The organism is Streptomyces sp. BoleA5, assembly GCF_000373665.1.
Taxonomy (GTDB): domain Bacteria; phylum Actinomycetota; class Actinomycetes; order Streptomycetales; family Streptomycetaceae; genus Actinacidiphila.
Genome location: NZ_KB892090.1, coordinates 136,068 through 156,919, shown reverse-complemented (window position 1 = coordinate 156,919; position 20,852 = coordinate 136,068). Strand labels below are relative to the sequence as shown.

General features: G+C 72.9%; 16 protein-coding genes and 2 pseudogenes. 8 read left to right on the top strand and 10 right to left on the bottom strand.

Annotated elements, in window-relative coordinates:
* Positions 1 to 13: 13 nt before the first annotated feature.
* Positions 14 to 853: pseudogene (locus B085_RS0100670) on the top strand (HAMP domain-containing protein); the annotation flags it as partial.
* Between the two features lie 149 nt (positions 854 to 1,002).
* Positions 1,003 to 1,542: a response regulator gene (locus B085_RS0100665; protein WP_051101929.1), complete on the top strand. Its 540-nt coding sequence runs from the start codon at positions 1,003 to 1,005 to the stop codon at positions 1,540 to 1,542.
* Positions 1,543 to 1,556: 14 nt separating this feature from the next.
* Here B085_RS0100665 and B085_RS0100660 read toward each other — a convergent pair whose 3' ends face one another.
* From B085_RS0100660 to lepA, 3 genes are all read right to left on the bottom strand, one after another.
* On the bottom strand, positions 1,557 to 3,434 hold the full coding sequence (locus B085_RS0100660; protein WP_018556620.1) for an AMP-dependent synthetase/ligase: 1,878 nt from the start codon (positions 3,432 to 3,434) through the stop codon (positions 1,557 to 1,559).
* Positions 3,435 to 3,668: 234 nt separating this feature from the next.
* A complete protein-coding gene (locus B085_RS40800) occupies positions 3,669 to 3,926 on the bottom strand; it encodes a hypothetical protein (protein ID WP_018556619.1) in 258 nt (85 codons plus the stop codon).
* Positions 3,927 to 4,128: 202 nt separating this feature from the next.
* Positions 4,129 to 5,994 carry a translation elongation factor 4 gene (gene lepA, locus B085_RS0100650; protein ID WP_018556618.1) on the bottom strand — a complete coding sequence of 622 codons (1,866 nt, stop codon included), beginning with the start codon at positions 5,992 to 5,994 and terminating at the stop codon, positions 4,129 to 4,131.
* A 237-nt stretch (positions 5,995 to 6,231) separates the two neighbouring features.
* Here lepA and rpsT point away from each other — a divergent pair, with 237 nt between their 5' ends.
* Positions 6,232 to 6,498, top strand: a complete 267-nt coding sequence (gene rpsT / locus B085_RS0100645) for a 30S ribosomal protein S20 (protein ID WP_018556617.1) — start codon at positions 6,232 to 6,234, stop codon at positions 6,496 to 6,498.
* Positions 6,499 to 6,682: 184 nt separating this feature from the next.
* On the opposite strand, the gene holA is transcribed toward rpsT, so the two are convergent.
* Positions 6,683 to 7,666: a DNA polymerase III subunit delta gene (gene holA / locus B085_RS0100640; protein ID WP_018556616.1), complete on the bottom strand. Its 984-nt coding sequence runs from the start codon at positions 7,664 to 7,666 to the stop codon at positions 6,683 to 6,685.
* A 40-nt stretch (positions 7,667 to 7,706) separates the two neighbouring features.
* Between holA and B085_RS0100635 the strand changes: the two genes are divergently transcribed.
* Together B085_RS0100635 and B085_RS0100630 are read left to right on the top strand one after the other, a co-directional pair.
* Positions 7,707 to 7,955: a hypothetical protein gene (locus B085_RS0100635; RefSeq protein ID WP_026250538.1), complete on the top strand. Its 249-nt coding sequence runs from the start codon at positions 7,707 to 7,709 to the stop codon at positions 7,953 to 7,955.
* Between the two features lie 3 nt (positions 7,956 to 7,958).
* On the top strand, positions 7,959 to 9,401 hold the full coding sequence (locus B085_RS0100630) for a hypothetical protein (protein ID WP_018556614.1): 1,443 nt from the start codon (positions 7,959 to 7,961) through the stop codon (positions 9,399 to 9,401).
* Here B085_RS0100630 and B085_RS0100625 read toward each other — a convergent pair.
* On the bottom strand, positions 9,364 to 9,630 hold the full coding sequence (locus tag B085_RS0100625) for a GlsB/YeaQ/YmgE family stress response membrane protein (protein WP_018556613.1): 267 nt from the start codon (positions 9,628 to 9,630) through the stop codon (positions 9,364 to 9,366). The genes B085_RS0100630 and B085_RS0100625 overlap by 38 nt on opposite strands.
* A 243-nt stretch (positions 9,631 to 9,873) precedes the next feature.
* On the opposite strand from B085_RS0100625, the gene B085_RS0100620 reads away from it, so the two are divergent.
* From B085_RS0100620 to B085_RS0100610, 3 genes are all read left to right on the top strand, one after another.
* Positions 9,874 to 10,323, top strand: coding sequence for a RidA family protein (locus B085_RS0100620; protein WP_018556612.1), 450 nt, complete (start codon positions 9,874 to 9,876; stop codon positions 10,321 to 10,323).
* Positions 10,320 to 10,763: a pyridoxamine 5'-phosphate oxidase family protein gene (locus tag B085_RS0100615; RefSeq protein ID WP_018556611.1), complete on the top strand. Its 444-nt coding sequence runs from the start codon at positions 10,320 to 10,322 to the stop codon at positions 10,761 to 10,763. The genes B085_RS0100620 and B085_RS0100615 overlap by 4 nt, the downstream gene beginning before the upstream one ends.
* Before the next feature lie 214 nt (positions 10,764 to 10,977).
* Complete coding sequence (locus B085_RS0100610) at positions 10,978 to 12,399, top strand: APC family permease (RefSeq protein ID WP_018556610.1); 1,422 nt, start codon at positions 10,978 to 10,980, stop codon at positions 12,397 to 12,399.
* 102 nt (positions 12,400 to 12,501) lie between these two features.
* Here B085_RS0100610 and B085_RS46365 read toward each other — a convergent pair.
* The 5 genes and pseudogenes from B085_RS46365 to leuS all read right to left on the bottom strand — a co-directional run.
* Positions 12,502 to 14,919 (bottom strand): annotated as a pseudogene (locus tag B085_RS46365) (ComEC/Rec2 family competence protein); the annotation flags it as partial.
* 17 nt (positions 14,920 to 14,936) lie between these two features.
* A complete protein-coding gene (locus tag B085_RS0100595) occupies positions 14,937 to 15,743 on the bottom strand; it encodes a ComEA family DNA-binding protein (RefSeq protein WP_018556607.1) in 807 nt (268 codons plus the stop codon).
* A gap of 232 nt (positions 15,744 to 15,975) precedes the next feature.
* Positions 15,976 to 16,821 (bottom strand): DegV family protein, encoded by an 846-nt coding sequence (locus tag B085_RS0100590; protein ID WP_018556606.1) that lies wholly within the window; start codon positions 16,819 to 16,821, stop codon positions 15,976 to 15,978.
* 102 nt (positions 16,822 to 16,923) lie between these two features.
* A complete protein-coding gene (locus B085_RS0100585; RefSeq protein ID WP_018556605.1) occupies positions 16,924 to 17,580 on the bottom strand; it encodes a hypothetical protein in 657 nt (218 codons plus the stop codon).
* Positions 17,581 to 17,845: 265 nt separating this feature from the next.
* Entirely contained in the window at positions 17,846 to 20,701 is a 2,856-nt protein-coding gene (leuS, locus tag B085_RS0100580; RefSeq protein WP_018556604.1) for a leucine--tRNA ligase, read from the bottom strand.
* Positions 20,702 to 20,852: the final 151 nt, after the last annotated feature.

The window sequence follows — 20,852 nt, the reverse complement described above, 5'->3', positions numbered from 1 at the left end:
GCTGCTGACGGCGATGCGCTCCCTGCGCGACGGCGACTCCCGGGTGCGGCCGGGCGACGGGACGGAGGGGGTGCCGGCCGAACTCGCCGGAACGTTCCACCGGATCGTCGCCCGGGAGCGGCACTTCTCCGCCGAACTGGGCCGGGTCAAGCGGGAGGTCGTACGCCGGGACGGGCTGGACGAACGGCTCGCGGAGAGCCCGGGCCAGGGCTCCTGGGCGATGAGCGCGCACGCGGCGAACGCCACCCGCGTGCTGGACGCCGTGGCGGACGGGGACCTGACCCAGCGGGTGGACCTGCACGACGGCAGCCGGCCGCTCCGCGGCGACCTGCGCAGGCCCGACCGGGCGGTCAACGGCATGGTGGGCCAGCTGTCGCTGTTCACCGGCGAGGTGACCCGGGTGGCCCGCGCGGCCGGCACCGAAGGCCGGCTCGGAGGCCGTGCCAAGGCGTGCGGGCCGTCCGGCAGTTGGCGGGACGTGACCGAGGCGGTCAACACGGTGGCGGCCCGGCTGACCGCCCAGGTCGGCGACTTCGCGCTGGTGGCGACGGCGGTGGCGCGGGGCGACCTGACCCGCGAGGTGACGGTCGAGGCGGCCCGGGTCGCCCGCGAGGTCGGCACCGAGGGCCAACTGGGCGGCCGCACACAGGTCCGCGGCGTCTCCGGCGTCTGGAAGGACCCCACCGGCAACGTCGGCTTCATGGCGTGCGACCTCACCTCCCAGGTCCGCAACATCGCCCAGGTGACGACGGCCGTCGCCGACGGCGACCTCTCGCGGAAGATCACGGCCGCCGCGCAGGGCGAGATCCTGCAGCCGAAGTCGACGATCGACACGAGGGCCGACCGGCTCTCCGACCCCGGGGCGGGACGGGACGACGGACGGGCCCGTCCCGGTCCCGGCGGCCTGTGCGCCGGCTCAGACGACCCCGCGAGGCCCGCGTCGTGACCACGGGCGCCACCGGCACGGTCGCGGGGAAGGCGGGCATCCTCCTCGTCGACGACATGGAGGACAACCTCGTCGCCCTCGAGGCCATCCTCGGCCCCCTCGACCAGCCGCTGGTCCGCGCCCGTTCCGGGGAGGATGCGATGAAGGCGCTGCTGCGCCAGGAGTTCGCGGTCGTGCTGCTCGACGTCCTGATGCCCGGCATGGACGGCTTCGAGACGGCCGCGAACATCAAGCGCCTCGACCAGACCAGGGACATCCCGATCATCTTCCTGACCGGGGACGACCTGGACACCACTTTCGCCTTCCGCGGCTACGCCACCGGCGCGGCGGACTACCTCACCAAGCCCTTCGACCCCTGGGTGCTGCGCGCCAAGGTGACGGTCTTCCTCGAACTGCACCACACGTCACGCCAGTTGCGAGGACTGCTGGAGCGCGACCGGGACCGGCTGGAGGCGGTCGAGCAGCGCCTCGCGGCCGTCGAGCGGCAACTCGCCGCCGACGGCCGCCCGGACGTCACCGCGCTCGCCCACCGCGTGGCCCGGCTGGAACGCGCCCTGCGCGGGGTGGGCCTGCCGGGCCCCCGGACGGGCGACTGAGGCGCCCGGCCCGCTCAGCCCTCCCGCGTACCGGCGTACATGTCGTCGATCAGGTCCTTGAACTCCCGCTCCACGACCGGCCGCTTGAGCTTCAGGCTCGGCGTGAGGTCGCCGTGCTCGACGTCCAGGTCTCGCGGCAGTACGCGGAACGTCTTGATCTGCTGCCAGCGCTGCAGGTCCTGGTTGACCCGCTGCACATAGCCGTCCATCAGGGCCCGTACCTGCTCGGAGCCGACGACCTCCGCGTAGGGCCTGCCCTCCAGGCCGTTCTCCTTCGCCCAGCCGAGGATCGTGGGCTCGTCGAGGGCGAACAGGGCGGTGCAGAAGTTGCGGTCGGCGCCGATCACCAGGACGTTGCTGATGAAGGGGCAGGCCGCCTTGAACTGGCCCTCGACCGCGGCCGGCGCGATGTACTTGCCGTTGGAGTTCTTGATGATGTCCTTCTTGCGGTCGGTGATGGTGAGGTAGCCGTCCGCGGACAACTCCCCGATGTCACCGGTGTGGAACCAGCCGTCCGACTCCAGCACTTCGGCCGTCTTCTCGGGCAGCCCGTGGTAGCCCTGCATGATGCCGGGGCCGCGCAGCAGGATCTCGCCGTCCTCGGCGATGCGGACCTCGGTGCCGGGCAGCGGCTTGCCGACCGTGCCGGTCCGGTAGGCCTCGCCGGGGTTGACGAAGCTGGCCGCGCTGGACTCGGTCAGCCCGTAGCCCTCCAGGATGTGGATACCGGCGCCGGAGAAGAAGTAGCCGATCTCCGGGGAGAGGGCGGCGGAGCCGGAGACGCAGGCGCGCAGCCTGCCGCCGAAGGCGTCGCGGAGCTTGGCGTACACCAGGCGGTCGGCGACGGCGTGCTGGGCGGTGAGGCCGAAGGGGGCGCTCGCGTTGCCGGTGCGGCGGCGGTTGTCCTGGGTGACCTTGGCGTACTCGCGGGCGACCTCGGCGGCCCACTTGAAGATCCGGTACTTGGCCCCGCCGCCGGCGCGGGCCTTGGCGGCGACGCCGTTGTAGACCTTCTCGAAGATGCGCGGGACGGCGGCCATGTAGGTGGGCTGCACGACGGGCAGATTCTCGATGATCTTGTCGACGCGGCCGTCGACGGCGGTCACGTGGCCGATGGTGATGTGCCCGGCGGTGAGCACCTTGCCGAAGACGTGCGCCAGCGGCAGCCAGAGGTACTGGACGTCCTCCGGCTCCAGCAGGCCGTTCGCCTGGATCGCCCTGGCCATGTACGCCCAGCAGTCGTGCGGCAGCCGTACGCCCTTGGGACGGCCGGTCGTGCCGGAGGTGTAGATGAGGGTGGCCAGCTGGTCCTTGGTGATCTCGCCCACGGCCTTGCGGACGGCCTCGGGGTTCTTCTCCAGGTAGACCTTGCCGCGCTGCTCCAACTCGGCCAGCGACAGCGCCCACCCGTCGTCCCCGAGGTCGGCGCCCTCGGGGTCGACGACCACGACGTGGACCAGCTCGGGAAGCTCGGCACGGCGCTCGACGGCCTTGGCGAGCTGCACCGCGTTCTCGGCGATCAGCACCCGGCTGCCGGAGTCGGCCAGGATGAAGGCCGTCTCGTCGGCGTTGGTGCTGGGGTAGACGGTGGTGGTCGCCGCACCGGCGCAGAGCACGCCGAGGTCGGCCAGGATCCACTCGACCCGGGTGGCCGAGGCGATCGCCACCCGCTCCTCGGGGCGCACGCCCAGGTCCATCAGTCCCGCCGCGACGGCGTGGACCCGTTCCGCGGCCTGCTTCCAGGTGAGCGACTTCCAGGAATCCGGGCCGCCGTCCGCCGACGCCACCGGGAAGCGGTACGCCTCGGCATCGGGCGTCGCCTCGACGCGCTCCAGGAACAGGCTCGCCACGGAGGGCGGCCGGTTCTCGATCAAAGTCTGCGTGTCGGTCACGACAACCTCCGGGGGCCCGCCTCTTAGCTGGGTGACTCGTGAGTAACCACCGAGTGGTGATCAGAGTAGGGAATCGGCGCCCGCTTGGTAAGGGGCCGCGGACACCGCGATGCAACCGTGACGACCGGATAGGTGGTGCATACACATAACGGCGGGCCCTCCCGGAATCCGGGGAGCCCGCCTTCCGGCCACCGCTCCGGCCACCCACCGGCGGCACCGCGGGGAGCGCGGCGCTCAGCCGCCGATGGGCAGCCCGCCGATCATGCCCTTGGTGCCCCCGGTCTTGCCCGCTCCGCCGAGCAGTTCGCCCGTCTTGCCGGTGACCGCCTTCAGGCCGGTCTTGGCGACCTCGTCCTTGGCGTCCAGGATCTTCATCGGCCCGTTGCCGAGCGGGAGGGCCTCCCCGGCGAAGGCGGGGGACGCGGCGGCACCGGCGGCGCCCAGCGCGATCACGGAACCAGCGACGACGGCCGCGGCCTTCGAGTACTTCACTTCACATTCCCCTTCCACAGCGACGACTTTCGCCGCTGTCACGATGAGTAACGTCGTGGACTCCCGGCAGAAACCGCACGGACCGGGGTTTTTGCCAATCACCCGAATGCCGGACCTCTCATACGAAAGGGCGCCTGCCCGGTAATCGGACAAGCGCCCTTCCTGCGCGGGGCCTCGGACCGCGTCGGCCGACCCGCCTCGGCTACTTCTTCTTGGCGGCGTTCTCGTCGCTGGAGAGCACCGCGATGAAGGCCTCCTGCGGCACCTCCACGGAGCCGACCATCTTCATCCGCTTCTTGCCCTCCTTCTGCTTCTCCAGCAGCTTCCGCTTGCGGGAGATGTCACCGCCGTAGCACTTGGCGAGGACGTCCTTGCGGATGGCGCGGATGGTCTCGCGGGCGATCACGCGCGAACCGATGGCGGCCTGGACGGGCACCTCGAAGCTCTGCCGCGGGATGAGCTCGCGCAGCTTGGCCACCAGGCGCACGCCGTACGCGTAGGCGTTGTCCTTGTGCGTGATGGCGGAGAAGGCGTCGACCTTGTCGCCGTGCAGCAGGATGTCCACCTTGACCAGGCTGGAGGACTGCTCGCCGGTGGGCTCGTAGTCCAGCGACGCGTAGCCGCGGGTCTTGGACTTCAGCTGGTCGAAGAAGTCGAACACGATCTCGGCGAGGGGGAGGGTGTAGCGGATCTCCACCCGGTCCTCGGAGAGGTAGTCCATGCCGAGCAGCGAGCCGCGCCGGGTCTGGCAGAGTTCCATGATCGCGCCGATGAACTCCGTGGGCGCCAGGATCGTGGCCCGCACCACCGGCTCGTACACCTCGGCGATCTTGCCCTCGGGGAACTCGCTGGGGTTGGTGACGACGTGCTCGGCGCCGTCCTCCATCACCACGCGGTAGACCACGTTGGGGGCCGTGGCGATCAGGTCGAGCCCGAACTCGCGCTCCAGCCGCTCGCGGATCACGTCCAGGTGCAGCAGACCCAGGAAACCCACGCGGAAACCGAAGCCGAGAGCCGCGGAGGTCTCCGGCTCGTAGACCAGCGCGGCGTCGTTGAGCTGCAGCTTGTCCAGGGCGTCGCGCAGCTCCGGGTAGTCGGAGCCGTCCAGCGGGTACAGGCCGGAGAACACCATGGGCTTGGGGTCCTTGTAGCCGCCCAGGGCCTCGGTGGCGCCCTTGGACTGCTGGGTGATCGTGTCACCGACCTTGGACTGGCGGACGTCCTTCACACCCGTGATCAGGTAGCCCACCTCGCCGACGCCGAGGCCGTCGGCCGGCAGCATCTCGGGTGAGTTGGTGCCGATCTCCAGCAGCTCGTGGGTCGCGCCGGTGGACATCATCCTGATCCGCTCGCGCTTGCTGAGCTGACCGTCGACGACCCGGACATAGGTGACGACACCGCGGTAGGAGTCATAGACCGAGTCGAAGATCATCGCACGGGCGGGCGCGTCGGCGACGCCGACCGGGGCCGGGACGGTCTCGACGACGCGGTCCAGCAGCGCCTCGACGCCGAGGCCGGTCTTGGCCGAGACCTTCAGCACGTCGGAGGGGTCGCAGCCGATGAGGTTGGCCAGCTCCTCGGAGAACTTCTCGGGCTGCGCGGCCGGCAGGTCGATCTTGTTCAGCACCGGGACGATGGTGAGGTCGTTCTCCATCGCCAGGTAGAGGTTGGCCAGCGTCTGCGCCTCGATGCCCTGCGCGGCGTCGACCAGCAGGACCGTGCCCTCACAGGCCGCCAGCGACCGGGAGACCTCGTAGGTGAAGTCCACGTGCCCCGGGGTGTCGATCATGTTCAGGATGTGGGTCTTCCCCTGTCCTGCGCCCTCGGTGGGCGCCCAGGGCAGCCGGACCGCCTGGGACTTGATCGTGATACCGCGCTCGCGCTCGATGTCCATCCGGTCGAGGTATTGGGCGCGCATCTGCCGCTGGTCCACCACGCCGGTGAGCTGGAGCATGCGGTCGGCGAGCGTCGACTTGCCGTGGTCGATGTGCGCGATGATGCAGAAATTGCGGATCAGCGCCGGGTCGGTACGGCTCGGCTCCGGCACGTTCGAAGGGGTCGCGGGCACGCAGGGTCCTGTCTCTTGAGGCGCCTGTCGCCTCTGGTCGGATCGATACGTATGGCTCCCATAGTCCCATGGCCCGGGCCCACGACCGTGCCGGGCGGTGCGGGACGGGCCGCGAGACCCGCCACCGGCCACCGGTTTGGGCGGCGCGGCGGCCGACTGCTAGCCTGGGCAGTCGCGTCTCGTGACCCTCTACCCGAGGCGCGGACCCCATCAGATCAAACCTGAAAAGGCTCTTTCGTGGCGAACATCAAGTCCCAGATCAAGCGCAACAAGACCAACGAGAAGGCGCGCCTGCGCAACAAGGCCGTCAAGTCCGAGCTCAAGACCGCCATCCGTCGCACCCGTGAGGCCGTGGCCACCGGCGACGTCGAGAAGGCCACCGAGGCCGCGCGCCTCGCGTCCAAGAAGCTCGACAAGGCCGTGAGCAAGGGCGTCATCCACAAGAACCAGGCCGCCAACAAGAAGTCGGCGCTGGCGCTGAAGGTGGCCGGCCTCCAGGGCTGAGCCTTCCCGTAAGCAGTACCCGTCGGTGACGGACACAGCGGTCCCTCTCACCCGCTCCTCCACCGGCACCCCTGATGTTCCGGCCGCACGCGGCCTGCGTTCGCCACGCGGGTGCGGCCTCCGAAGGGCTCCTACCTTTCCGGTACGGGGCCCTTCGGCATGCCCGGGGCCGTCCGCCGCGGGATCAGCGGGCCCGCGCGGCCCGCGCTACGGCGACGACCGCCTTCTCCAGGGCGTAGGCCGGGTCCGCGCCACCGCCCTTGACCGCGGCGTCGGCATCGGCGACGGCGCGCAGGGCGGCGGAGACGCCGTCGGCGGACCAGCCGCGCATCTGCTGGCGTACGCGGTCGATCTTCCACGGCGGCATGCCCAGCTCGCGGGCCAGGTCGCCGGAGCGCGCCCCGCGCGGGGCGGAGGCGAGCTTGCCGATGGCCCGTACGCCCGAGGCGAGCGCGAAGGTGATGCCGGGCAGCGGCTGGCCGACCGCGATCGCCCAGCGCAGCCGCTCCAGTGCCTCGGCGGCGCGGCCGGTCACCGCCAGGTCGGCGACCTCGAAGCCGGTGGCCTCGGCCCGGCCGGTGTAGTAACGGGCCACCACCGCCGCGTCGATCGCGCCCTCCACGTCGGCGGCGAGCTGGGCGCAGGCGCTCGCCAGCTCCCTCAGGTCGCTGCCGATGGCGTCGACCAGGGCCTGGCAGGCCTCGGGGGTGGCGGACCGGCCCAGGGTGCGGAACTCCTGCCGGACGAAGGCCAGCCGGTCGGCGGGCTTGGTCATCTTCGGGCAGGCCACCTCGCGCGCACCGGCCTTGCGCGCGGCGTCCAGCAGGCCCTTGCCCTTGGCGCCGCCCGCGTGCAGCAGGACGAGCGTGATCTCCTCGGCGGGGGCGTCCAGATAAGCCTTGACGTCCTTGACGGTGTCCGCGGACAGATCCTGAGCGTTCCGTACGACCACGACCTTGCGCTCGGCGAACAGCGACGGGCTGGTGAGCTCCGCCAGCGTGCCCGGCTGGAGGGCGTCCGGAGTGAGGTCGCGCACATCGGTGTCGGCGTCGGCGGCGCGCGCCGCCTCCACGACCTCCCGTACCGCACGGTCGAGGAGCAGGTCCTCCTGCCCCACCGCGATCGTCAGGGGGGCGAGCGGGCTGTCTGTCGTACTGTTCCTGGCCATCGCGGTCCAGCATCCCACGCGGGTCCGACACAATGTCCCGGTGACCGACGTCAGACATGTGCTCGTCCTCCCCGACCGCGACGCCGCCGAGGACGCCGCCGACGAAGCCGCCGAGCGCTTCGACCTACCCGCCCGCCCCCAGCTCGTCCGTGACGCCCTCGCGGGCGAGGACGACGCCGAGGACGCCCAATGGCTCGTCGTCATCAACGACGACGACGAGGAACTGGACCCGACCGCTCTGAACGAGCTGGCGGAGGAGTTCGAGGGCTGGCTGGAGGAGGAGGACTAGACCGTGCCGCTGCGCCTCCCCGCACAGCGCCGTCGCTCGCGGGAGCCGGGGGCCGAAGGCCCCGGGACGGCCGGGACGCTCCCGGCCGTCCCGTTCAACCAGCGCGTACGTCTCCTGGTCGAGGCCGTCGACCAGGCGGACGAGCTCGCCCTCGCCCAGGGGCTGATGGAGGCACGCGGCTGGGCGGTGCGCCGCGCCGGCCGTGAGGACGCCCCGGCCACCGCGGACGGCGGCCGCGTCGCGCTCGTCGTCGAGGTTCGGCTGAGCGGCTCCCGCCGGCGGGCCGAGAAGGCGGCGTGCGGGGCCGTGGAGCGGCTGGCGAGGACCCATAAGCTCGCCCTGTGGGTTCGTGACGCCGCGCTGGTGATGCGGCCGGACGACCCGCGGACGGAGTACCGCGTGATCCGCCGTCCCGGCGCGGGCACCGGCCGGCGCGACCGGCTCGCCCGGTGGTGGGCCGCGTGCGGCGGGCGGGGCGCGCACCGGCTGCTGCGGCTGCCGGCCGGGCTCACCCGGGAGGCCGTCGAGCGCGAGCTCGCGGAACGCCCCCTGGGCGGCCGTACGTTCACCGCCGAGGCCTATGAACTGCGGCCCGCGCCGCCGGAGACGGAGGACGTCGCGACGGCCGCCGCGACGGCCGCCGCGGGGCGCCGTACCGCGGCCCGGGTACGGGTGCTGCCCGCTGCGGCCGTCGCGGCAGCGGCGGTGCTGGGCTGGGCGGCCCTCGACGGCGCGGGGCTCCTGTGGTGGCCGCTGACCGCGGCGGCCCTCTTCTGCGCGCCCGGGGTGTACTTCGCCCTGCGCGACTCGTCGTTCTCGCGCAACGCGGTCTGGCTGGTGCCGCTCGCCCTGCCGGTGGGGTGGTCGCTGGTGACCTGGCTCGGCCGGCTGATGCAGGCGTTCTACCTCGACCGCTTCGGCATCCCGTCCGGCTCCGTCCGCTCCGCCGGGGACCTGTGGCCGTACGCGGCCGCCGCCGAACCGCTGGGCCTCGCGCTGGGGTTCGTCCTGTTCTTCACGGCGGTCGCGGGGTGGCTGCGGCACGTGCACATCGCCAAGGGCGACAACCGCCTCGCCCTGGTCGCCCTCACCGTGCTGCTCTCGGCGGCCTTCGCGGCCACCGCGCTCCTCACCGGAGTCCACGACGCGGACCGCGCCGCCCGAGAGGCGGCAGCCGCCGCCCGCAAGGGTCACGCCCCGGCGGCGTACTTCGGCGTGCGCGGCACCCTGATGTGCGTGGTGCCCGTCGGCGAGGGCCCCGTCCCCGTGGAGAACGGGCCGGTGCCGGCCGGCCGCGCCGTCCTGTCCTTCGGTGCCTCCGGGGACTGGATCTGGCTGTGGGACCCGGCCCGTTCGCAGGCGCTGTCCGTGCGCCGGGAGGACGTGCAGCTGCTGCCCGCCCCAGGGGTCAGCGGCGGGAGTCCCCGAACAGGATGCGGTAGATGATCAGGAGGACGAGTGCTCCGCCTATGGCCGCGCCCCATGTGGGCAGGTCGTAGAAGTCCTTGGTGATGGGGTGGTCGAGGAACTTCGCCGAGATCCAGCCGCCCACCACGGCGCCCGCGATGCCGATCAGCGTCGTCCCGACCACTCCGCCCGGGTCCTTCCCGGGGAGCAGTATCTTCGCGATGGCGCCCGCGATCAGGCCCAGAACGATCCAGCCGATGATGGTCATGCCGTCAACCTGCCACGGCCCCCCGCCCTCCATGCGTGCCGAGACGAAGCCATGGGCAAGCCGTGACACGGCGGTTGCACTTCCCGGCCGACCACCGGCCTCGCGGCGGCGAGCGGCGTGCTGTCTTGGGGTGCTGTCAAATGTGCCGCCCAGGGGTGCTGTCCGGGGTGCGAAAACCGGGTGACGTCCGCGGCGGCGGCTCTGCAGGATCTCCGGGTCAGCCGATTCGAGCCAGGAGGCCCCGTGGTGCATCGCACGATCGTCCCGACCCTGTTCCCTCCGCCCGGTTATGCGCACGCCGCGGTCGTCGAGGCCGCGGAGCGGCTGGCCTTCATGGCCGGGTCCGTACCTCTCGACGCGCGGGGCGCCCTGGTGGGACCCGGCGATCCGGTCGCCCAGGCGCACCAGGTCGTCGCCAACCTCGACGAGGCGCTGCGCGCCGTGGGCAGCGGCCTGGAGCACGTCGTCGCCAGCACCGTCCACGTCGTGGGGGCCGACCCCGCCGACCTGTCGCGGGTCTGGGAGGTCGTACGGGCCTCGGGGCTGGGCGAGGGGCCGCACACGTCGACGCTGCTCGGGGTCGCATGCCTCGGGTACACCGGCCAGTTGGTGGAGGTCACCGCGACGGCGGTGGTGCCCCGTCCAGGGGAACCCGCGACGATCAGGCCGGAGCCGGATAGCTTCGCCGTATGACTCGAACACTGCGCGAGCGGCACGCCGGGGCGATGGTCCGGCTCAGGGACGACGAGGACGTGTGGGTGGCGACGGCGGACGGGGAGGGTACGCCGTGTCTGGTCCCGCTGTCGTTCTGGTGGGACGGGCACGAGCTGTGGCTCGCCACCCGGAGGACGAACCCCACCGGGCGGAACCTGGAGGCGTCGGGACGGGTGCGGCTGAGCCTGGGGCACACCCGGGACCTGGTGCTCATCGACGGCACCGCACGGGTCGTGGAGTTCGCGCGGCTGCCGCACGGCGTCGGAGACGCCTTCGCGGCGAAGGCCGTCTGGGATCCCCGCGGTGACGGACCTTCTTACGCGTTCTACGCGGTCCGGCCCCAATGGGTGCAGGCCTGGGGGACGGTGACCGAGATGCGAGACCGGGACCTGATGAAGGAAGGGGTGTGGCTATTCTGATCTTCGAGCACTGATATGCACAGCGGGTGGCCTTAAGTAACCGGTTTTACGTCGGACATGAGGTGGTGGATCTTCGGATTTCGTTGTCCGGAGACTCTTGACGGGGGCTTGACGGGCACGGTTTCATCCTCGGAAGCGGAAATGAATATTCCGTTTCGTGTTTCCCTGCACCGGAGGCGGTAGCCCCCTCAAGCCCGACCGATCGGATGCGCGCATGACCGACACGCTCCACCCGCCGACGGCCCCGCACTCGCCGCTCGCCCCGCCCATCGAGGCGCCGCAGTCGCTCAAGAGGTCGATCGGCGTGGTCGGCGGAACGCTTCTGACGCTGTCGTGCCTGACCCCGGCCTCCTCGCTCTTCGTCATCGTGCCCCCGCTCTTCGCCGACCTGGGGACCGGGACGGCGCTGACGATCGTGGTCGCCGCGCTCCTCTGCATCGCGGTGGCGTTCTGCTATTCGGAACTCGGCACGCTGATACCGAGCGCGGGCGGCGAGTACGCCATGGTCGGCACGCTCATCGGGCGGCTGGCCGGATGGATCGTGTTCGTGCTGTCCCTGATCGTGGTGATGATCGTGCCGCCGATCATCGCGCTCGGCACGGGTGAGTACCTGGCGCCGATCATGCAGATCGACCCGAAGATCGCGGGCGCCGCCGTCATGCTGCTCGCCACCGTCATGGGTCTGCTGGACCTGCGGGCCAACGCCTGGATCACCGGCATCTTCCTCGTCCTGGAGGTCGTCGCGGCGGCGGTGGTGGCCTTCCTCGGCTTCTCCCACACCTCCCGGTCGGCCTCGGTGCTGATCCACCCGGTGACCGAGGGCGGGCACGGGGTGAGCACGGCCGTCACGGCGGGGACGATCATCGCGGGCCTGGCGATCGCGCTCTTCGTGCTGCAGGGCTTCAGCACGGCCGTGTACCTGTCCGAGGAGATGGAGAACCCGCGGCGCACGGTCTCGCGGACCGTGCTGTGGACGCTCGGTATCGGCGCCGTCGTGGTGATCGTGCCGACGATCGCGATCACGCTGGGCGCGCCCGACATGAACTCCCTGATGGCCGGCGACCTCTCCGCGCTCGTACAGGGCTGGAGCAACTCGGCGGTCGGCACCTTCATCAGCCTCTGCATCGCGCTGGCCATCATCAACGCGGGCATCGTGATGGTCATCCAGAACTCCCGGGTGCTGTACGCCTCCGCGCGGGACCGCGCCTGGCCCGCCCCGGTCAACTGGGCCTTCGGCACGCTGAGCAAGCGGTTCGGCGCCCCGTGGATCGCGACGCTCGCGGTGGGCGTGCCCGGCGCCGTGCTCTGCTTCGTCCCGGTGGAGACGCTGAGCGGCGTCACGGGTGTCGCCGTCGCGGCGATGTACGTCGTCGTCGCGCTCGCGGCCCTCGGCTCGCGCCGCGGCGGGCACAGGGAGCGCGCGGCCTGGCGCATGCCGCTGTGGCCCGCGGTACCGCTGCTGCTGGTCGTCGTGCTGGCGTACGTGCTGACCCAGCAGACCGCGCGGGACCTGGTGATCACCGGGGTGATCGTCGCCGCCTCGCTCGCCTACTGGCTCTTCTACCTCCGGCCGCGGCAGAGCACCCGCTGGGTGATCTCCGTGCCCGAGGAGGAGATGGGCCTCGAGAACGTCTGAGCCGCCACCCGTCCCCCGTGGGGCCCGTACCGGTCGCGCACCGGTGCGGGCCCTTCGCCGTCCCCGGCCGGCCCGCTCCGCGGCGGGCGGCGGACCGGCCACGGCCGCCCGCAACTCCTCCCGGTCGCCGAGGACGGCGACCGGACCGTCCCGGTCGGTGCGCAGGACGGTGGTGCCCTGGGCGCGCAGCGCGGCGAGGGTGCGGGGGGACGGGTGTCCGTACGGGTTGCCCGCACCGCAGCTCACGAGCGCCAGACGGGGCCGCACCCGGGCCAGGAGCGCCGGGTCCTGGTACGCGGAACCGTGGTGGGCGACCTTCAGCACGTCGACGCGGGGGAGGTCCGGGACGGCGGTCAGGAGCGCACGCTGGGCCGCGGGCTCCAGGTCGCCGAGGAGGAGCACGGTCAGCCCTGCCGTGCGGACCAGCAGCGTCACACTGGCGTCGTTCGGGTTGGCGTCGTCGGAGCCCGCGAGGAGGGAGGGCGCGAGGAGGGAGGGCGCGGCGGGCCACAGCACGCTCCAGTCCAGGGAGCCCAGCCGGCGGCGCTCCCCGGGCGCCGCGCGGAGCAGGGGAACCCGGGCGCCGGCCGCCTGACGGCGTACGAAGGCGGCCTGGTCGGAGGGTTCGTCGAGGGTGGTGGTCTCGATGGCGCCCACGGAGCGGCCGCGCAGGACCCCGGGGAGGCCCGCGACGTGGTCGGCGTGGAAATGGGTGAGGACGAGCAGCGGAACCTTGGTGACGCCGAGGGAGCGCAGACAGCGGTCGACGAGGCGGGGCTCCGGGCCGGTGTCCACCACGACGGCGGCGCCGTCGCCCGCGGAGAGCACCAGCGCGTCGCCCTGGCCGACGTCGCAGGCCACCAGCCGCCAGGCCGGCGGCGGCCAGCCCGTCACCGCGCGGGGCAGCGGCACCGGACGCACGACGGCCAGGACGAGCAGCAGCGCCGCGGCGGCGCACATCCAGGGGCGGCGCAGAAGGCGGCGACCGGCCGCGAGCACCACGACGGTGACGGCGGCCAGCAGCAGGGCGCCTGCCCAGGTGCCGGGCCAGTCGAGGGTCGCCCCGGGCAGGGCGGCGCCACGACGGGCCACCGCCGCGATCCACCCGGCCGGCCAGGCCGCGACCCAGGCGAGGGCCTTCGCGACGGGCATGGCGAACGGCGCCGCGGCCAGGGCGGCGAACCCGAGGACGGTGGCGGGGCCGACCGCGAGTTCCGCCAGCAGGTTGCAGGGGACGGCGACCAGGCTGACGTGGGCGGCCAGCACCGCCACCACGGGGGCGCACACCGCCTGCGCGGCCGCCGCCGCGGCCAGGACCTCCGCGAGGCGGGGCGGCACCCGCCGGCGGCGCAGGGCGGCGCTCCAACGCGGCGCGAGCAGAAGAAGCGCGGCGGTGGCCAGCACGGAGAGCGCGAAGCCGTACGAGCGGGCGAGCCAGGGGTCGTAGAGGAGCAGCAGGAGAGCGGCTCCGCACAGTGCGGGCAGCAGGCTGCGGCGGCGGCCCGTGCCGATGGCCAGCAGGGTGATCAGCCCGCAGGCCGCCGCGCGCAGCACGCTCGGGTCCGGCCGGCACACGACGACGAACGCCGCGGTGAGCGCTCCCCCGAGCACGGCCGTCACGCGGAGCGGGAGAGCCAGCCGCGGCGCCAGGCCGCCGCGTTCGGCGCGCAGGGCGAGCCCGGGGGGACCGATCAGCAGGATGAGCACCAGGGAGAGATTGGAACCGCTGACCGCGGTCAGATGGGTCAGGTCGGTGGCCTCGAAGGCGTCGTGCAGTTCCACCGGAACACGGGACGTGTCCCCGACGACCAGACCGGGGAGGAGGGCCCGCGCGTCGAGTGGAAGGCCCTCGGTGGCCTCGCGCAGTCCCGCCCGGAGCCCGCCGGCCACCCGTTGCGCACGGCCCGGCGGCTCGACGACGCGGGGCGGCCCGCGGACCGACAGCACCGCGGCGATCCGGTCGCCCGGGCCCGTCGCCGGGGCGAGCCGTGCCTCCGCGTCGATGTGTGTCCCCGGCAGCAACGTCAGCCACCTGCGTGCCGGTTGCCGGGCGATGAGCAGGACCGGCGTGCGGACGGCGGTCGTCGCGCCCCGCGCCGCCACGCGCACCGCCTCGGCCTCCACCAGCACCGCGTCCGGGGCCCGCACCGCCCCGCTCACCTGTGGGCGGATCAGCCGGGGATCCGCGGTCAGCCGCAACTCGACCCTCGCATGCGCGTGTTCGGCCGCGAGGGCGGGCACGGGACCGCGGTGCAGATCCGCGGCGTGCAGCCCCGCGACGGCCGCGGACGCCGCCGCGCACAGCGCCACGGTGGCCGCCGTCGCCCACCGGCGTACGAGCGAGGCCAGCGCCGCCAGGACGGCCACCGCGCACGCCCACGCCACGGCTCGCCCCGGCACGGCGAGGGCGACGCCCGCGGCGAGCCAGGCCGCGATGGCCGGCGCCACCAGACGCAGGTCCGGCGGGCCTTCCCGGCGCGGGTTCGACGCGCCCCGGGGGGAGACGGCCGCCGCGTGCACCGCCGGGCGGGACGCGCTCACGGGGTCACCAGCGGTTCGAGATCGGAGAACCGGCGGTCCCCGATGCCGTTGACGTCCCGCAGTTGCTCCACGGACGTGAAACCGCCGTGCCGTCCGCGGTAGTCGATGATGTGCCGGGCGAGCACGGGACCCACACCGGGCAGGGCGTCCAACTGTTCGACGGTGGCGGCGTTGAGGCTGACCGGACCGCTCGCGCCGGCGGCCCCCGGGGGCCCGCCGACGGGCGGCGGGGCCGGGCGGCCGACGACGATCTGCTCCCCGTCGGCCAGCGGACGGGCCAGGTTCAGGGCGCTGGTGTCCGTGCCGGGCAGCGCTCCCCCGGCGGCGGCCACGGCGTCCGCCACGCGGGACCCCGCGGGCAGCCGGCGAAGCCCCGGTGTCCTCACCTTGCCCGCGACGTCCACGACCAGCACCGGTTTCGCGCCCGGCACGGGGCTCGGCGCCCGCGGCCCTGCCGCGGCGGGAGTCCGGACTGCGGCGGAGACCTCGGCGGTGGGCAGCGCCGCGGCGACCGGGGGTACCGCGACGGTGCGCGGCCGGCCGGTCCGGAAGTGGTGCACCGCGAAGGCCAGGGCGACGACCAGCACGACGGCGAGGGCGGCCGCGGTCTTCGCCTCGATGCCGCAGCGGACGGAGAACCAGGTGGGGAGGCGTTCGGTCAGGGCCAGACGCCAGGCACCCCCGACGCGGCGGCGCGCCGGCGGATCCGGCCGCGCAGGCCGTTCCGGCGGATCCGGTCGCGCCCCGGGCTCCGGTCGCTCCGGTCGCTCCGGTCGTTCCGGCCGTTCCGGCGGCTGCGGCACACCCCGTTGCGGGGGACGCGCCGGTGGACGGTCGAAGAGCGCGGCGGCCCGCTCCCGGACCGCGGCAGGCGCCGGTGCGCCGGGAGCCGCGGACGGATGCCTGCGGTGGCGAGGAGTTGCGGTGGTCGATCCCATGTCAGCGACGGTAGGCGGACCGCCACCAACAAGATGATCTTGCTCAAGTCCTGTGGATGGTCCGCAGGTTGTGGATAACTCCGTCACCCGGAAGCCGTCACAGCGGGGAGACGACAGCCCCCAGCAGCCCGGGACCGGTGTGGGCGCCGATCACCGCGCCGACCTCGCTGAGGACGAGGGTGTTGAGTCCCGGGACCCGCGCCCGCAGCCGCTCCGCCAGGGCGGAGGCGCGGTCCGCGGCGGCCAGATGGTGGACGGCGATGTCCACCTGCCGGGTGCCCGCCCGCTCGACGACGATCTCCTCGAGCCGAGCCAGCGCCTTGGAGGCCGTACGGACCTTCTCCAGCAACTGGATGCGGCCCTCGTCGAGTTGCAGCAGCGGCTTCACCGCGAGCGCCGACCCCAGCAGTGCCTGCGCCGCGCCGATGCGGCCGCCCCGGCGCAGGTAGTCCAGGGTGTCCACGTAGAAGTACGCCGAGGTGTCCGAGGCCCGCTTCTCCGCCGCCGCCACGATCTCGTCCGGGGAACCGCCCGCCTCCGCCGCCTCGGCGGCGCTCAGCACCGGGAACCCGAGGGCCATGGCGACCATGGCGGTGTCCACCACGCGCACCGGCACCGGCGCCTGCGCCCCCGCGAGCAGCGCGGCGTCATAGGTGCCGGAGAACTCCGCCGACAGGTGCAGCGAGACGATCTCGGTCGCCCCCGCCCCCGCCACCGCGCGGTAGGCGGCGGCGAATTCCTCGGGGCTCGGCCGCGACGTGGTGACGGGCTTGCGGCGCTGCAGGGCGCGGGCGACCGCGGGCGCCGACACCTCGGTGCCCTCCTCCAGCGCTTCGTCGCCGATCACCACCGCCAGGGGCACCACCGTGATCCGGTGCCGGGTCAGGGCCTCCTGCGGCAGGTAGGCCGTGGAATCGGTGACGATAGCGACATGGGACGACATGTGCGGGAGGTTACCCGCGCCGAAGGCCGGGCGACAGTACGGCTCCGCCGAGGTGAACCCGGGTGAACGTCCCCGGGACGCGTCCCGGCCGCGTGGGGCCCGTCACAGCGCCTTGGGCGGCTGACCGGCGCCGGGCTCGGACGTCCGCTCGCGTCGCGCCCCCGGCTGAATGTGCGGTTCCGGTGCCGGCCCCGGTCCCGGCTCCGGGAGCGCCGCGGGAGCCCAGTGCCGCAACGCCCCGGCCTCCAGGTCGATGTCGCGGCCCAGCGCGGCGAGGTCGTCGTCGGCGAAGCGGCGGGCGCGGTCCTGGGCGGCCCAGCGCAGCGAGTCGGCGGAGTGGGTGATGCGCCGCGTGCGCTCCTCGAGTTCGCCGATCCGGGCGGCGATGCGGGCCCGGTCGGGCTCGCGCTCCAGAAGCCTCAGCTCCGCGTCGAGCTCCTGGGCGTGCGAGCGAAGCCGGCTGAGCAGGGCGACGGCCTCGCTCAGCGACGGGTCGACGGCGGCCTGCCCCTCCAGTGCCTCACCCGTGCTCGCGACGGACGTACGCAGCGCCAGACGCAGCTCGGCGAGCTTCCCGGCGGGCCCGGGCCGGCTGTAGCGGCGGGCCTTGAGGCCGGTGTCCTCGACCATGCGGCGGGCCTCGATGCTGGTGCGCTCCACCCCGCGCTTGACCGCCCGCGCCGTCTTGACCGCGGCGACGACTCCGAGCGCCAGGAAGGAGGCGAAGAGCAGCAGGATCACGGCGACGGCGACATCCACGGCGGCTCCTCTGCCTGGTCGGCCCGGTCCGTCCGACCGGCCGGTCTGCTGGATCGGTTGTACGTCCACGGTAAACGGACGGGGGCGGGCAAGGGTTCCGGGAGAACCCTTGCCCGCCCCCTACAACGATTCGCGTCGTCCGCGCGATCAGCCGGGCATCAGGCCCCGTCAGTCCGGGTACGCCGCCACGCCGTCAGCCCGGCACGCCGTCACGCCCACACGCCCTCACGCCCTCACGCCCTCACGCCCTCACGCCCTCACGCCCTCACGCGGGAACGATGTTCACCAGCTTCGGAGCCCGCACGATCACCTTGCGCACCCCCGCGCCGTCCAGCGCGGCGACGACCGCCGGGTCGGCCAGGGCCTGGGCCTCCAGGTCCGCGTCCGAGATCGTCGGCGGCACCTCCAGGCGGGCCTTGATCTTGCCCTTGATCTGCACGACGCAGGTGACGGTCTCGTCCACCACGTACGCCGGGTCGGCCACCGGCAGGTCCTCGTGCGCCAGGGACCCCTCGTGACCCAGCCGCCGCCACAGCTCCTCGGCGATGTGCGGGGCCAGCGGCGCGATCAGCAGCACCAGGGGCTCGGCCACCGAGCGCGGCACGGGGCCGCCCGCCTTGGTCAGGTGGTTGTTCAGCTCGGTGATCTTGGCGATGGCGGTGTTGAAGCGCAGGCCCTCCAGGTCCTGGCGGACGCCGTCGATCGCCTTGTGCAGGGCGCGCAGGGTGTCCTCGTCCGGCTCGGCGCCGGTCACCGTGACCTCGCCGGTCGTCTCGTCCACGACGTTGCGCCACAGCCGCTGCAGCAGCCGGTACTGGCCGACGACGGCGCGGGTGTCCCAGGGACGGGAGACGTCCAGCGGGCCCATCGCCATCTCGTACAGGCGCAGGGTGTCGGCGCCGTACTCGGCGGCGATCTCGTCCGGGGTGACGGCGTTCTTCAGGGACTTGCCCATCTTGCCCAGCTCGCGCTTGACCTGCTCGCCGCCGTACCAGTAGCCGCCGTCGCGCTCCTCGACCTCGGCCGCCGGGACGGGGAATCCGCGGCCGTCGCGGTAGACGTAGGCCTGGATCATGCCCTGGTTGAACAGCTTGTGGAACGGCTCCACGGACGAGACGTGCCCCAGGTCGAACAGCACCTTGGACCAGAAACGCGCGTACAGCAGGTGCAGCACCGCGTGCTCGGCGCCGCCGACGTACAGGTCGACGCCGCCGTGCGGCTGCCCCTCGCGCGGGCCCATCCAGTACCGCTCGATCTCGGGGTCGACCAGCTTGCGGTCATTGTGCGGGTCCAGGTAGCGCAGCTCGTACCAGCAGGAACCGGCCCAGTTGGGCATGGTGTTGGTCTCACGGCGGTACGGGCGCACGCCCCGGCCGTCGCCCAGGTCCAGTTCGACGTGGACCCACTCCGCGTTGCGGGACAGCGGGGTCTCGGGCTCGGTGTCCGCGTCGTCCGGCTCGAAGGTGCGCGGGGAGTAGTCCTCGACCTCGGGCAGCTCCAGCGGCAGCATCGACTCGGGCAGGGCGTGGGCCACGCCGTCCTCGTCGTAGACGATCGGGAAGGGCTCACCCCAGTACCGCTGGCGGCTGAACAGCCAGTCGCGCAGGCGGTAGTTGATGGTGCCCTCGCCGATACCGCGCTGCTCCAGGTACGCGATGACCTTGCGCTTGGCGTCGGCGACCTCCAGGCCGTTCAGGTCGATCTCGTCGTTGGCGGAGTTGATCGCCGGGCCCTGGCCGGTGTAGGCCTCGCCCTCCCAGCCCTCCGGCGGCCGGACGGTGCGGACGACGGGCAGGTCGAAGACGCCGGCGAACTCCCAGTCGCGCTCGTCCTGGCCGGGGACGGCCATGATGGCGCCGGTGCCGTAGCCCATCAGGACGTAGTCGGCGACGAAGACCGGAATGCGGGTGCCGGTCAGCGGGTTCACGGCGTACGCGCCGCTGAAGACGCCGGTCTTGTTCTTGCCCTCGGTCTGCCGCTCGACGTCCGACTTGGCCTGCGCCTGCCTGCGGTACTCCGCGACGGCCTCGGCGGGGGTGGCCGCGCCGCCAGTCCAGGTGTCCTTGGTGCCCTCCGGCCAGGCGGCCGGCACCACGGCGTCGACCAGCGGGTGCTCGGGGGCCAGCACCATGTAGGTGGCGCCGAACAGGGTGTCCGGGCGGGTGGTGAAGACGGTGATCGGCTCCTCGGGGTGGCCCTCGACGGCGAAGCCGACCTTGGCGCCCTCGGAGCGGCCGATCCAGTTGCGCTGCTGCAGCTTGATCGCCTCGGGCCAGTCCAGCGCGTCCAGGTCGGACAGCAGGCGGTCCGCGTAGGCGGTGATGCGCATCATCCACTGGCGCAGCTTGGCCTTGAAGACGGGGAAGTTGCCGCGCTCGGAGCGGCCGTCGGCGGTGACCTCCTCGTTGGCCAGCACGGTGCCCAGGCCGGGGCACCAGTTGACCGGGGACTCCGAGGCGTACGCCAGGCGGTACTCGCCCAGCACGGCGTCGCGCTCGGCGGGGGTCAGCTCGGCCCAGGGGCGCCGGTCCGGGGTGTCCCGCTCGCCCTTCTCGAACTGCTCGACCAGCTCGGCGATCGGGCGGGCCCGGTCGGCCTGCTCGTCGTACCAGGAGTTGAAGATCTGCAGGAAGATCCACTGGGTCCACTTGTAGTAGTCCGGGTCGATCGTGGCGAACGAGCGGCGCGTGTCGTGACCCAGGCCCAGGCGGCGCAGCTGCCGCTTCATGTTCTCCATGTTGGCCTCGGTGGACACCCGGGGGTGGGTGCCGGTCTGCACCGCGTACTGCTCGGCGGGCAGGCCGAAGGCGTCGAAGCCCAGGGTGTGCAGCACGTTGTGCCCGGTCATCCGCTGGAAGCGGGCGAAGACGTCGGTGGCGATGTAGCCCAGCGGGTGGCCGACGTGCAGTCCCGCGCCCGAGGGGTACGGGAACATGTCCATGATGAACTTCTTGGGCCTGGCCAGCTCGCCGTCCCCGGCCAGGTCACCGGTGGGGTTCGGGGCGGCGAAGGTCTGGTTCGCGTCCCAGAAGTCCTGCCAGCGGCTCTCGATGTCGGCGGCCAGGGCGGCCGTGTAGCGGTGGGGCGCAGCCGCCTCCGCGGCGGGGGTGGTCTCGCTCATCGTCCTTCGTACTCCATCGCTGTCATGACGGCCTGCGGCCCGGCCGCCGTACGGGCATCTGCCTGCGGAACCGCGGAGCCGCGGAAACGAAAAAGCCCCTCGCACAGGAGGGGCGCCGCGCTGACATCGATCCTGGTCAGCACGGCTCACT

Coding starts and splice junctions, on each gene's coding strand:
- B085_RS0100665 (WP_051101929.1), top strand. CDS start 1,003: ATGGAGGACAACCTCGTCGCCCTCGAGGCCATCCTCGGCCCCCTCGAC.
- holA (WP_018556616.1), bottom strand. CDS start 7,666: ATGGCCAGGAACAGTACGACAGACAGCCCGCTCGCCCCCCTGACGATC.
- B085_RS0100625 (WP_018556613.1), bottom strand. CDS start 9,630: ATGACCATCATCGGCTGGATCGTTCTGGGCCTGATCGCGGGCGCCATC.
- B085_RS0100615 (WP_018556611.1), top strand. CDS start 10,320: ATGACTCGAACACTGCGCGAGCGGCACGCCGGGGCGATGGTCCGGCTC.
- B085_RS0100610 (WP_018556610.1), top strand. CDS start 10,978: ATGACCGACACGCTCCACCCGCCGACGGCCCCGCACTCGCCGCTCGCC.
- B085_RS0100590 (WP_018556606.1), bottom strand. CDS start 16,821: ATGTCGTCCCATGTCGCTATCGTCACCGATTCCACGGCCTACCTGCCG.
- leuS (WP_018556604.1), bottom strand. CDS start 20,701: ATGAGCGAGACCACCCCCGCCGCGGAGGCGGCTGCGCCCCACCGCTAC.